Source organism: Burkholderia sp. AU31652, assembly GCF_002223155.1.
Lineage (GTDB): Bacteria > Pseudomonadota > Gammaproteobacteria > Burkholderiales > Burkholderiaceae > Burkholderia.
Genome location: NZ_NKFG01000007.1, coordinates 584,845 through 599,501 on the forward strand (window position 1 = coordinate 584,845; position 14,657 = coordinate 599,501).

3 protein-coding genes are annotated in these 14,657 nt (G+C 69.6%); all 3 read left to right on the forward strand.

Going from position 1 to position 14,657, the window contains the following annotated elements; translation table 11 throughout:
• Nucleotides 1-10: 10 nt before the first annotated feature.
• The 3 genes from CFB40_RS34525 to CFB40_RS34535 are packed head-to-tail and all read left to right on the forward strand — an operon-like array spanning nt 11 to nt 14,621.
• Complete coding sequence (locus tag CFB40_RS34525; RefSeq protein WP_089433860.1) at nt 11-1,627, forward strand: MBL fold metallo-hydrolase; 1,617 nt, start codon at nt 11-13, stop codon at nt 1,625-1,627.
• Nucleotides 1,615-5,535 (forward strand): non-ribosomal peptide synthetase, encoded by a 3,921-nt coding sequence (locus CFB40_RS34530; protein WP_089433861.1) that lies wholly within the window; start codon nt 1,615-1,617, stop codon nt 5,533-5,535. Before CFB40_RS34525 ends, CFB40_RS34530 begins: the two co-directional genes overlap by 13 nt.
• Nucleotides 5,532-14,621 carry a non-ribosomal peptide synthetase gene (locus tag CFB40_RS34535; RefSeq protein ID WP_089433862.1) on the forward strand — a complete coding sequence of 3,030 codons (9,090 nt, stop codon included), beginning with the start codon at nt 5,532-5,534 and terminating at the stop codon, nt 14,619-14,621. The genes CFB40_RS34530 and CFB40_RS34535 overlap by 4 nt, the downstream gene beginning before the upstream one ends.
• Nucleotides 14,622-14,657: the final 36 nt, after the last annotated feature.

A 14,657-nucleotide genomic window follows, 5' to 3' on the forward strand; every position in this document is an offset into this window, starting at 1 on the left:
GGAGCCTTCGTTGACCATTTCGTCCAGCACGCAGGTCTACCTGCGACACAACATCCAGTTCGAACCGCTGATCAACAGCTGGTACGCGTGGTATCACACGCTGCCGCCGTTGACCGCCGCCCTCAACGTGGCGGAGCGGTTCCTGCCGCTGCTGAAGTCCTATGCGGCATCGCCGATGATGCATGCGGCGGCCTGCAAGGATCCCGCGATGCGCGGCGGGCCGTTCCTCGACCTGGGCGGCCAGCGCGTCGACGAAATCCGCGCGCTGATCGAGCAGACCACCCAGCGCGCGACCCGGCAACTGGAACTGGCGAAGGCCTACAAGGCGTTCTCCACGCTGCTGCTGGAACAGGCCACGGGGATGGCGTCGGACCCGCTCTACCCCGCGATTCCGGAGGTGTTGAAAGGCTATGTCGAGATCTACTACGACCTGAACCACAACCCGTCCTTCCGGGTGTTCGAAAGCCTGCTGTACGCGAGCCCGTTCTATGCGCGCGATGCGCAGAGCATCGCGCTGTCGGCGATCGAGGAGCACACGCCGCGGCCGTTCATCCTCAGCACGCCCCGGCTCCGCGACGATCGCACGGTGTTCTGCAACATGGCGTTCGACGACCGCGCGCTCGACGCGCTGTTCCGCATGCGCGACACGCCCGGCAGCTACGCGAAGATCGTCGACCTGATGCGCGTGGCGGAGCAGGACGAGCCGCTGTTCCGCTCGTTCTTCACCGAGGAGGCGCCGGCGCCGAAACCGGATCGTTCGTTCGACGGCGACGACATCCGCATCCGCTACTACGGCCACGCGTGCGTGCTGATCCAGAGCCGCGGCGTGAGCATCCTGATCGATCCGGTGATCAGCTACGGCTACGACACCGCGCTGCCGCGCTACACGTTCGCCGACCTGCCGGACCAGATCGACTACGTGCTGATCACGCACAGCCATCACGATCACATCGTCCTCGAAACGCTGCTGCAGCTTCGCCACAAGGTCAAGACCGTGGTGGTCGGCCGCAATCTCGACGGCTTTCCGCAAGATCCGTCGATGGAACTGGCGTTGCGCAAGCTCGGCTTCGACGACGTGCTGGAAGTTCGGGATGCCCAGGAAATCAAGCTGCCCGGCGGCACCATCACCGCCATTCCGTTCATGGGCGAACACAACGACCTGGCGATCCACAGCAAGCAGAGCTTCATGATCCGCTTCGGCTCGCGCTCGGTGCTGTGCATCGCCGATTCGTGCAACCTGGACCCGCGCCTCTACGAGCATGTGTTCCGACTCGCCGGCAAGCCGGACACGCTGTTCGTCGGGATGGAAACCGAGGGCGCGCCGCCGTCGTGGGTCTACGGCCCGCTGTTTCCGAAGGCGCTGCCGCGCGACATCGACCAGTCGCGCCGGGCGCGGGGCTGCCAGTTCGGCGAGGCCGCCGCGCTGGTGGACGATTTCGCGTTCAACGCGGCGTATGTCTATGCGATGGGCCAGGAGCCGTGGCTGAACCACCTGCTCGACAACACCTTCGACGAAAACTCGCCCAGCCACATCCAGTCCACCCAGTTCGTCGCGCACTGCCGGGCCAAGGGCATCGCGTCCGAAATCCTGTATGCGACGAGGGAGATCGTGCTTTGTCAGAACTGAATCTCAACGCGCTCTCGACGAGCGGGCAATACCAGGAACACGTGGCGTTCTGGAACGACGCGCTCGGTCGCCTCGACGAAGACTTCCGCCTTCAGCAGGCGTGGCAGGCGTACGCGCTGCCGCTCGGCCCCGAGCCGACCCTGACGTTCGCGCTCGACGGCGACGCGGCGCCGGTGCTGGAGAAGCTCGCCGCCGGCAACGCGCTGGGCGCGTTCGTCGTGCTGCTGGCCGCGCTGTTCCGCGTGCTGGAGCGCTACAACGGCGCGGCCGGCCTGTTCGTGGCGTCGCCGCCCCTGATCGCCGGACCCGCGAGCGGCGCCGCCGAGCCCGTCCCGTTGCTCGACGCCGGCGCGCCCGGCCCGACGGTTCGCGCGTACCTGAACCAGTTGCGCGACGCGGTGCAGCGCAGCTATTCGTACCAGGATTTCCCGATCGCCGCGCTCGCGCACAAGCTGCATGGCGAACGGCGCGCGACCAACGTCGGCGTGCGCTTCGACGGCCTTCACGAAGCCTGGGCAGCGGCCGACTACGACCTGTCGATCGAGATCCGCCATCGCGAGCGCTACGAGATCGTGCTGACGGGCCGGCCGACGGTGTTCACGCTGCATTATCTGCAGCATCTCGCGCGGCACCTGCGCAACGTCGTGGCCGGCTTCGGCGCACTGGACGCGCCGCTCGACACCATTTCGCTGCTCGACGACGACGAGCGCGCGCGCCTGCGTTCGCAGGCGGCGCCCGTCGCGGTAGAGGGCACCTTCCTGGAACAGTTCGCGCAACGGGTCGCGGCCGCGCCGGACAGCGTCGCGGTGGTGACCGCCGACGCGTCGCTGACCTATGCCGAACTCGACGACCAGGCGTCCCGGCTGGCGAGCTTCCTGCTCGCGGAATACGCGATCGAACGCGGCGACGTGGTGGGCGTGGTGGCCGACCGTTCCGAGCGCTGGATCGTCGGCCTGCTCGGCGCGCTCAAGGCGGGCGCGGTGTATCTGCCGCTCGACCCGGAGTTTCCGCGGGAGCGGCTGCGCTTCATGATCGAGGATGCGAAGGTCAAGGCGCTGCTGACGCACTCGGAACACCTGCCGTTGCTCGCCGACTTCTGGGCGATCCCGATGTTCGCGCTCGACTTCCAGCTCGACACGCTGGCACCCGCGTCGGCATCGGCGCAGGTCGAGGTCCGGCCGGACGATGCGGCGTACATCATCTACACGTCCGGCTCCACGGGCGTGCCCAAGGGCGTCGTGCTCGAACACGCAGGGCTCCTGAACATGGCCAGGTACCATGTGGACGCATTCGGTTTCGATGCCGCCGACCGGTTCGTGCAGTTCTACTCCCCGGGCTTCGACGGCTCGATCATGGAGATCTTCGTCACGCTGCTCGCGGGCGCGCGCCTGGTGCTGGCAAAGCCCACCGTGATCCGGGACGTGCCGCGTTTCGTCGACTACATCGCGCAGCAGGGCGTCACCACCGTGAACGCGACGCCGGCCTATCTCGCCGCGCTCGACTGGCCCGCGCTCGGCGCCGTGACCCGGGTCATCAGCGCCGGCGACAACGCCCGCGTGGCGGATCTGCGCGAGCTGGCCCGGACCCGCACGTGCCACAACTCGTACGGCCCGACCGAGGCAACCGTGTGCATCACGGACTACGTGGTCGACCCGGCCGTCACCTACGGGGCCCGCCTGCCGGTGGGCCGCCCGATCCGCAACACGCACCTGTACCTGCTCGACGAGCACGGCGGCCTGGCCCCCGAGGGCTGCACGGGCGAGATCTGCGTGTCCGGCATCGCACTGGCGCGCGGCTATGTCGGCCGGGACGACCTGACGGCCGCCGCGTTCGTCGACCACCCGTTCGACGCGGGCGCGCGCCTCTATCGCACCGGCGACCTCGGCGTCTGGCTGCCGGACGGCAACCTGGAAGTCACCGGCCGGCGCGACACGCAGGTGAAGATTCGCGGCTACCGGATCGAAACGGGCGAGATCGAGGCGGCGCTGAGGCAGCACGCCGGCGTCGCCGACGCAATCGTGTTCGTGCGCGAAGACACGCCGCAGCACAGGCAGCTGGTGGCCTGCGTCGCGACGGCGACGGCCAGCGTCGCCAGCCTGCGGGAACACCTGAAGGAACGTCTGCCCGAGTTCATGGTGCCGGCGTCGATCGTGACGCTCGAACGCCTGCCGCTGACGCCGAACGGCAAGCCCGACCGCAAGGCGCTCGCCGCGCTGGAACTGGCGCCCGTGCCGAGCGAAACCGCGTACGTCGCACCGGCCAATGACGTCGAGGCGCGCCTGGGCAGGATCTGGGCCGACGTGCTGGGCCGCGGGCCGATCGGCGTGCACGACAACTTCTTCGAACTGGGCGGCGACTCGATCCTGATCATCCAGGTGATGTCGCTGGCCCAGCAGGTCGGGCTCAAGTTCACCGCCGACCAGTTCTTCGCCCACCCGACCATCGCCGAGCTTGCCCGGGTCGCGACGGAGGCGCCGTCGCTGCGGATCGCGCAGGAGCCGGTGGTCGGCCCCGCCCCGCTGACGCCGATCCAGCACTGGTTCTTCGCGCAGGACGTCGCCGATCCGCATCACTACAACCAGTCGACGATGATCGAGGTGCCCGCGTCGCTGCGGCCGGACACGATCGAGCGCGCGCTCGCGGCCGTCACGACGCATCACGACGCGCTGCGGCTGAGTTTCGAGCGCGTCGCCGGTGCATGGCAGCAAGCGCATGCGGCGCCGCCGCTGGCCATTGCGCTCGGCGTCACGTCGCTGGCGGACGCGGCACCCGCCGCGCGTGAGGCCGCGATGCTCGCGACCGCCACCGCCATGCAGGCGAGCTTCACGCTGTCGGCGGCGCCGCTGCTGCGCGCGCACCTGTTCCAGTTCGGCCCCGACGCGCCGCAGCGCCTGCTCGTGGTCGCGCATCACCTGGTGATCGACGGCGTCTCGTGGCGCATCCTGTTCGAAGACCTGTACACCGCGTGCCGCCAGCTCGAAGCGGGCCACGTGGTGCAGCTCCCGGCCAGGACGACGGCGTGGCGCGACTGGTCGACGCATCTGTCCGAACTCGGCGCGACCGCGCTCGACGGTCTGGGGCTCGACTACTGGATCGACGGGAACGCCGGCGAGCCGGCGTGCTTCGACGACATGCCGGTCGGCACCCGCGCCGAAGCCGGCTCGACGGTCGTCGAGTTCGACGCCCAGCAGACGCTCGCGCTGTTGCAGGACGTGCCGCGTGCGTTCAACACGCAGATCAATGAAGTCCTGCTGACGGCCCTGCTGCTCGCGTTCGGCGACTGGACCGGCAACGCGTCGCTGGTCGTCGATCTCGAAGGCCACGGCCGCGAGGACCTCTTCGACGGCGTCGATACGTCGCGCACGATCGGCTGGTTCACCACCCACTATCCGGTGTTCCTGAACGCCGGCGACGCCACGGTGGCGGTCGACGCGCTGCGCCACGTCAAGGAGCAACTGCGCGCGGTCCCGATGCGCGGGCTCGGCTACGGCATCGCCCGCTACCTCGGCCGCGACGCCGGCATCACGGCCGCGCTGGAACGGCAGCCGCCGGCGCCGGTGCGCTTCAACTATCTCGGCCAGGTCGATCGCGTGCTGGCCGACGACACGGGCTGGAAGCCGGTGCTCGACTTCCAGAGCCCCGAGCACAGCCCGCGCGCGCGTCGCGGCCATCTGTTCGAGATCGACGGGATGGTGTTCGACGGCCGCCTGCGCCTGACGTGGCACTACAACCGCGAGGCCTGCGCACCCGGCGTCATCGAGCAGCTGACGCAGTGCTACCGCAGCCGTCTGCTGTCGATCGTCGCGGCCAGCGGCGACGGCCCGCGCGCGCTGAGCCCGTCGGATTTTCCGGCCGCGCGCATCAGCCAGGCAGCGCTGGACGCCCTCGTCTCAAGGATCAAATCGTGACATCCCCGACCATCGCCGATATCTACGCGCTCTCCCCGATGCAGGAGGGGATGCTCTTTCATGCCGTGCACGAGCCCGGCGCGAGAAGCAGCTTCAACCAGCTCAGTTGCCGGATCACCGGCAGCCTCGACACCGCGCTGTTTCATGCCGCATGGCAGCAGCTCATCGATCGGCATCCGGTGATGCGCACGTCGTTCCATTGGGAGGAATTCGACAAGCCCATGCAGGTCGTGCACGCGCACGCCACGCTGCCGTGGGTGCAGGACGACTGGCGCGACCTGCCGGAACACGAACAGCGCACACGCTGGCGCGCGCATCTCGAACAAGACCTGGCCGAGGGCTTCGCGCTCGATCTCGCGCCGCTCGTACGCTGTCGCCTGGTGCGCGCCGCCGCCGACGCGTACCTGTTCAGCTGGAGCCACCACCACATCCTGGCCGATGGCTGGTGCCTGTCGCTCGTCATCGACGAGATCTTCCAGGTGTATGGCGCGCTCGCGCGCGGCGTGCCGCCGGCGCTCCCGCCGGTGCGCCCGTATCGCGACTACATCCAGTGGCTGCAGCAGCACGAGCCGCAAGCCGCGCAGCAATACTGGACGCGCTATCTCGAAGGGTTCCGCTCGCCGACCCCGCTGCCCACGGCCGCGCGCGCGGGCGCTGACGAGCGCTTCGGCCAGGGCCTCGCGCAAGTGCAGGCCGACCTGTCGGCCGACCTGAGCGCGCGCCTGCGGCAATTCGCGGCCCGCCATCACGTCACCCTCAATACGCTCGCGCAAGCGGCCTGGGCGCTCGTGCTGTCGCGTTACAGCGGGGAAACCGACGTGGTGTTCGGCGCGGTCGTGTCCGGGCGGGGCGCCCCTCTGCCGGGGATCGAAGCCATGCTCGGCCTGTTCATCAACACGGTGCCGGTGCGGGTGCGGGTCGACCCGAGGCAGCCGCTGGTGCCGTGGCTAAAGATGATCCAGGCGCGCGTGGCCGCCCGTGCGCCGTTCGAGCACACCCCGTTGCCCGACATTCAGCGTTGCAGCGAAGTGCCGCCGTCGACGCCACTGTTCGAGAGCAACATCACGTTCATGAATTACCCGCTCGACGCGTCGCTCACGCATGGCGCGCATGGGCTGGCGGTCGACGAGGTGCAGCTCTACAACCGCGCCGACATTCCGCTCGAATTCGTGGTGACGGCGCGCGACGACTGGAAGATGGAACTGTCGTTCGACCCGCGGCGCTTCGATGAAGACACGATGCAGCGGATGCTGGGCCACGTGGCCGCGACGCTCGACGCGTTCGCGGCCGAGCCGAACCGGCTGCTCGGCCGCGTGCCGATCTTGCCCGAGGCCGAACGCCGGCAGTTGCTGGAAACCTTCAACGACACCGCCGTGCCGTTCGACGCCGCGCTCACCGTGGTGCATCGCCTGGAGCAGGCCGCCGCGGACCACCCCGAGCGGCCGGCGGTCGAGTACCGCGATAGCGTCCTGAGCGCGGGCGAGCTGAACGCGCGCGCCAACCGCATCGCGCACCGCCTGCTGGCCGCGGCCGAGCTGGGGCCGGACACGCTGGTCGCGATCTGCATGCACCGGTCCGCCCAGCTGATGGAGGCGATCCTGGCCGTCTGGAAGTGCGGCGCCGCCTATGTTCCGATCGACCCCGACTATCCGGTGGCGCGCATCCGCACCATCCTCGAGGATTCCGGCGCCGCCCTCGTGATCACCAGCGACGGGCTCCTCCCTCCGGAGCTGGCCGGGATCGCGCCGGTCGTGTCGCTCGACGCCGTCACCGATATCGACAACGACACCAACCCCGGCCGCTCCGTGTCGCCCGACAGCCTCGCGTACGTGATCTACACGTCCGGCTCCACCGGCAAGCCCAAAGGGGCGATGGTCGAGCACGCCGGCATGCTGAATCACATGCTCGCCGAGATCGACGAGTTCTCGATCTCGGCGCATTCGGTGATCGCGCAAACCGCGCCGCATTGCTTCGATATTTCGGTCTGGCAATTTTTCACGGCGCCGCTCGTCGGCGGCAAGACCGTGATCGTCGACGACGAATGCATTCGCGATCCCGCGCGTTTCGTCGCGTATCTGGACACCACCCGGATCAGCATCCTCGAACTGGTGCCGTCCTATCTGTCCGCGGTGCTCGACCGTGCATCGGAACAGCCGGCGCTGATGCGGCACCTGCGGCACCTGCTCGTCACCGGCGAAATGGTCAGCCCGGCCCTGGTGAAACAGTGGTTCGACGTGTTCCCTGGCATCGCGCTGGTGAACGCGTACGGCCCGGCCGAAGCGTCCGACGACGTCGCGCAGCACCGCATGACGTGCGCGCCAACCACGCCTTACGTACCGGTCGGCAAGCCGATCCGCAACGTGCGCCTCTACGTCGTCGACCCGCAGATGAACCTGTGCCCGATCGGGATTCCCGGCGAGCTGTGCGTGTCCGGCGTCGCCGTCGGCCGCGGCTATCTGAACAACGAGGCCGCCACGCGGGAGGCGTTCGTCGAGGATCCGTTCCATCCGGCGCGCGGGGTCCGCCTGTACCGCACGCGCGACATCGGCTGCTACCTGCCCGATGGAACGATCGTGCTCCACGGCCGCCAGGACCACCAGCTGAAGATCCGCGGCTACCGCATCGAGCTCGGGGAGATCGACAACGCGCTGGCCGCCATTCCGGAAATCCGCCAGGCGGCCGCGCTCGACTATCGCGACGAGGCCGGCCGCGCCGCGCTGTGCGCGTATGTCGCGTTCCGCGACGGCGCGGCGCTGAGCGACGCCGCGATCGCCGCCGCGTTGTCCGCCACGCTGCCGGACTACATGGTGCCCGGCATCTACGTGGTGCTCGACGCGCTGCCGCTGAGCGGCAACGGCAAGATCGACCGCAAGGCGCTGCCGCCGCTGGACCGCGCGCGACTCGCCGCCACCACGCACGCGCCGACGCCGCCGCGCACGCCAACCGAGACGCTGCTGTGCCGCATCTGGGGCGAAGCGCTGGGCATTCCGTCGCCCGGCATCCACGACAACCTCTTCGCGCTGGGCGGCGATTCGATCCTGAGCATGCGCATCGTGTCGCTGGCCGCGAAGGCGGGCCTGAAGCTCACCACCCGGCTCATCTTCCAGCATCCGACGGTGGCCGAACTCGCCGCCGTGGCGACGCGCGGCACGGTCGGCGCGGCGGAGTTCGTCGCGTCGTCCGGCCCGCTGCCGCTGACGCCCATCCAGAAGCGTTTCTTCGCGCAGCACCAGCACGACCCGAACCAGTACAACCAGGCGGTCCTGCTCGACGTGCCGACGGATGTCGATCCGGGCCTGCTGCGCCAGGCGCTGCGGCACGCGGCCAAATGGCATGACGCGCTGCGGCTGCGCTTTCGCGCAGGCGCGTCCGGCTGGAGCCAGGAAGTCGTCGACGATCCGGACGTCCCCGTCGTCGTGTCCGACGTGGCGCGCGATCAGCTCGCGCAGCACGTCGCGCAAGCGCATGCGAGCCTGAATCTCGCGGACGGCCCCGTCGTGCGCGCCGACCTGTTCCGCCTGGACGCAGGCCGTTCGCTCCGCCTGCTGCTGGTCGCCCATCATCTGGTGGTCGACGGCGTGTCGTGGGGCGCGCTGCTCGAAACCGTGTACGACGCCTATACCCGCCTGCGCCACGGCAAGGCACCCGAGTTCGCGGGCGGCAGCGCCACCTGGACCGCCTGGACCCGGGCGATCTCGACCTGGGCCGATTCCGGCGCCGCCGACGCCGACCTCGCCCATTGGCAATCCCTCGCGCGTGCCGCGCTACCCGGCCTGCCGCTCGATCGCGAGGCGTCCGCCGACGCCAATACCGTGTCGTCCGCCGAAACGATCGTGGTTGAGCTCGGCGAAGCCGCGACGACGGCGTTGCTGGGCGCCGCACCCCGCGCGTATGACGCGCAGATCAACGACGTGCTGCTGGCCGCGCTCGCGCGGGCCGTCAGCGACTGGAGCGGATGCGCCGACGTCCTGCTGGATCTCGAAGCGCACGGGCGCGAGGAGCTGATCGACGCGCTCGACATCTCGCGCACGGTGGGCTGGTTCACGTCCGTGTTCCCGGTCGTGCTGACGGTCGATGCCGGTTCGCACGATCCGGCCGGCCTGGTCGCATCGGTCAAGGCGCGACTGCGCGCGGTGCCGAACGCGGGCATCACCTGCGGCCTGCTGCAAGACCGGCTCGACGGCCCGCTTCCGCGGCCGCGCATGCAGTTCAACTACCTGGGTCAGACCGACCAGCTGTTCACCGCCGCACGCGACTGGAAACAGGCCGCGGAGCTGAGCGGGGACGGCCGCCATGCGAACCAGCGGCGCGAGCACCTGCTCGACATCAACGCGTACGTGACCGGCAACCGCCTGCACGTGGCGTGGGAATTCAGCCGGGCTTGCCACGACGCGGACACCATCCGGCGCGTCGCGCAAGCCTACATCGCGGCGCTCGAATCCCTGGTCGCCGGCCATGCCGTCCAGTCCGCCTCGTCCCGGCCCGCGACCGGCTTGCCGCAGGCGCCGGCGTCGGTGCGGCCGGACGAGATCGCCGACGTCTACCCGCTGACACCGACCCAGCAGGGCATGCTGTTCCACAGCCTGTACGCACCCGCGTCGGATGCGTACTTCAGCAGTCTGAATTTCCGGATCGACGGGGCGCTCGACGTCGAACGGTTCCGCCGCGCGTGGGATACCGTGGCGCACCGGCACGACATCCTGCGCACCGCGTTTCACTGGGAAGACATCGAAAGCCCCGTGCAGGTCGTGCATCGCCGGATCGACTTGCCGTGGCACGACGAGGATCTGCGCGCGGTGTCCGCCGCGGAGGCCGAGCAGCGCTGGGACGCCTACGTGGCGCAGGACCGGGCGCGCGGCTTCGACTTTGCCCGCGCGCCGCTGATGCGGCTCGCGCTGTTCCGCGTGGGCGAGCACGCGTGGCGCTTTCATTGGAGCCACCACCACATCCTGCTCGACGGATGGAGCTCCGCCCGGCTCCTGAGCGAAGTGGCCGCCGCCTATCAGGCGCCGCCGGCCGACGGCGCGCCGCAGCGGGACGCGCCGCCCGCCTTCGCCGATTACGTGCGCTGGCTGGCCCGCCAGGACGCCGCCGCCGCGGAACGCTTCTGGAAGACCAGGCTGGCGGATTTCCCGGCGACGACGCCGCTCGTGCTGGGTCGCCCCGAACTCGACGGCACGGCCGCGCCGGGCGCCTACGTGGAAGAGGCGCTGCTGCTCTCCGAAAGCGACACGCAACGGCTCGTCGCGTTCGCGCAAACCAGTCGACTCACCCTGAACACGCTCGCGCAGGGCGCGTGGGCGCAGTTGCTGAGCCGCTACAGCGGCGAATCGGACGTCGTGTTCGGCACGATCGTGTCCGGTCGCCCCGCGTCGCTGCCGGCGTCGGACGAGATGGTCGGGCTGTTCATCAACACGCTGCCGGTGCGGGTGCGCATCGACGCGCGCCCGACGTCCGCGTGGCTGGCGCAATTGCAGCTGGATCTCGCGCAGCAGGAGGACTATGCGCACTATCCGCTGGCCGACCTCCAGAAATTCGCCGGCCTGCCGCCCGGCGTGCCGCTCTTCGACAGCCTGCTCATCTTCCAGAACTATCCGGTGGAAGAAGCGCTGGCCGATGCGCTGCCCGGCCTGCGGATCGGCGCCTTCCAGGTGTCCGATCCGAACAATTACCCGCTGACGCTGGTCGTGACGCCGGGCAAGCGCCTGTCGCTGCAGGTGCTGTACGACGACGGCCGGTTCGATCGCGACACGATCGTCCGCCTGCTGCGCCATGTCGAGACCCTGCTCACCGGCCTGGCCGGCGCGGAAGATCGGCCGAACCGCAGCGTTGCGCTGCTCACCGCCGCCGAGCGGGACGCCCTCCTGCTCGGCTGGAACGACACGTTCGCGCCGGTGCCGTCCGACCGGACGCTGCCCGAACTGATCGACGCCGTCGCCGCCGCGCATCCGGAGCGCATCGCGGTACGCTGCGGCACGGAGGTTCTCACCTATCGGGCGCTCGTCGAAGGCGCGAACCGGGTCGCCGCGCAGCTTCTGCAGATGGCGCCGCTACAGCCGGACGACCGGATCGCCGTCTGGATGCCGCGCTCGCCGCTGATGCTGGAAACGATCCTGGCCATCTGGAAGTGCGGCGCGGCGTACGTTCCGGTCGATCCGGCCTATCCGGCCCAGCGGGTCGAGACCCTGCTGACGCTGGCCCGGCCGGCCCTCATCGTCGGCACCGACTGCCGGCCACCGCCGGCGCTGGCGTCGATTCCGCTGGTCGATCCCGCCCGCCTGCCCGCCCATCAGGATGCCGAAGCACCGACGCCGCGCTGCCGGCCCGCGGACCTCGCCTACGTGATCTTCACGTCGGGTTCGACCGGCCAGCCGAAGGGCGCGATGGTCGAACATCGCGGCATGCTCAATCACGTGCTCGCGATGGCGCGCCGGGTCGGGCTCGACGCGCGGAGCGCGGTCGCCCAGACCGCTTCGCACTGCTCGGATATTTCGGTCTGGCAGTGCTTCGCGGCGCTGGCGTCGGGCGGCACGACGGTGATCTACCCCGATGCCGTGATCCTCGAGCCCGCACGCCTGATCGACAGCCTGCACCGCGACCGCATCACGGCGATGCAATTCGTGCCGTCCTATCTCGCGACCTTCCTCGGCGAACTGGAACGGCACGCGGCACCGGCCTTCCCGCACCTCGAAACATTACTGACGATCGGCGAAACGCTGCAGCCCGCCACCGCGCAAGCGTGGTTCCGCCTGAATCCGACGGTGCGGCTCATCAACGCGTACGGGCCGACCGAAGCGTCGGACTCCGTCGCGCATTACAGCCTGACGCGCGCGCCGGATCGGCCGGCGATTCCGATCGGCCGGCCGATCGAGAACCTGCGCCTCTACGTCGTGGACGCCGACATGAATCCGTGCCCGGCCGGCGTCAAGGGCGAGATCTGCATCGGCGGCGTCGGCGTCGGGCGCGGCTACCTGTTCGACGAAGCCCGCACGCGGGCGGTGTTCCGCGACGATCCGTTCAGTCCGGAACCGGGCGCGCGCCTGTATCGCACCGGCGATGTCGGCTGCTTCGACGCGGACGGCAATCTCCACTTCTTCGGCCGCCGCGACTTCCAGGTCAAGATCCGTGGCTATCGGATCGAGCTCGGGGAAATCGAAGCCGCGCTGACCGGTCTCGCAGGCATCTCCCACGCCGTCGTGGTCGCCCGGGAAACGTCGGATGCCGAAATGACCCTGTGCGCCTACGCGTCGGGAACCGGCTGGACGCCCCCACGCGTGCGCGACGCACTGCGCGACACGCTGCCGGCGCATATGGTGCCCGACACCGTGATGCTGCTGCCGGCGCTGCCCGTCATGCCGAACGGCAAGATCAACCGCGCCGCGCTGCCGCTCCCGGATGCCGCGTCCGTGCCCGACGACGTGCCGGCCGAACCGCGCACGCCGGTCGAAGCGGCGCTGCTGCGCGTCTTCGCCGAGGTGCTCGGCCGCCGGCCGAACGGCGTCGACGCCGATTTCTTCGAGCAGGGCGGCCAAAGCCTCAAGGCGATCCAGCTGGTCAGCCGGATCCGGCGCGAACTGAAACGGGACGTCACGGTCGCCGACATCTTCCATGCGCCGACGCCGCGCGCGCTCGCGCGGAAGCTGGCGGCCATGCCCGTCGACGGCGCTGCCACCGACGACGCGTTCATCCCGGCGCTGGCCGCGCAGCCGTCCTACGCGGTGTCCCGCGCACAGAAGCGGATCTGGCTCGCCAGCCGCGGTGCGGATCCGTCCACGTACAACATGGCGGGCGCGCTGCAGCTGGACGGCGCCGTCGACACGGCGCGCCTCGTCCGTGCGTTCGACCTGCTGGTCGATCGCCACGAGAGCCTGCGCACCGTGTTCGCGATGATCGAAGGCGAGTTGCGGCAACGCATCCTCAGCCGCGAAGCCTCCGGCTTCCGGGTCGAGCAGCGCGATCTCGCGGACGATGCCGGGCCGCAGGCGATCGATGCGCTGATTCGCGCGGCAAGCGAGCAGCCGTTCGATCTCGCGTCGGGGCCGCTGTTTCGCGTCACGCTGGTGCGGCTCTCGCCGGTGAAGCACCTGCTGCTGCTGAACATGCACCACGTGATCTCGGATGCGTGGTCGATCCGCGTGCTGACCGACGACCTGCATGCGCTGTATGCGGGACACGACCTGCCGCCGCTGTCGATCCAGTATCGCGACTACGCCGCGTGGCACAACGCGAGCCTATCCGGTCCGCGTGCCGCCGCGCATCGCGCGTACTGGCTCGCGCAACTGGCGCCGCCGCTGCCCCGCCTGCAACTGGCAACCGACTTCCCGCGGCCCGAGCGGCCCGGTCATGCCGGGCAGACGCTCGAAGTCGAACTGCCGGCGCCGCACGCGGCAGAACTCGCCGCGCTGGCCCGCGCGCACCATACGTCGCTCTACGCGGTGCTGCTGGCGTCGTTCTGCGTGCTGATGCATCGCTACACGGGGCGTGAGGACATCGTCATCGGCAGCGTATCGGCCGGGCGCGACAGCGAGCCGCTCGAATCGCAGGTCGGCGTGTATCTCAACACCGTCGTGCTGCGCGTGCCGGTGCGGGCATCCTCGACCGTCGCCGACGTGATCGACGGCGTGGCGACAGCCTCCACGCAAGCGCTGGAGCATGCGTCCTATCCGTTCGACGTGTTGCTGGAAGACCTGAAGATCCGCACGCCGGCGGGCCATTTTCCGATCTTCGACATTCAGGTAAACCACGTGTCGATGCCGGCCCCGCAGCCCGGCCTGCGCATCACGGACATCTCGCCGGCGGACACGACGGCCAAGTTCGACCTGTCCTTCCAGGTCGTGGAAAGCGAAGGCCGGCACCTGATCCAGTTCATCTACAACACGCACCTGTTCCGCCCGTCGACCATCGCCGCGATGCGCGATCGACTGCTCGCGATCCACGACGTCTTCCGCCGCGACCCGGCCACGCCGGTCGATCGCATCCCGCTCTCCGGCGAGGCCCCCGCCGCCGGCCCACGGGCCCGCGTCGGCCTGCGCCTGAAGCGCGCGCCCGAGGTCACGGCCGACGACGCGCTCGAGGAGAAGACGTGATGTGGATCGTCCGGAGTTCGAGCAGCGTGCGCCGTG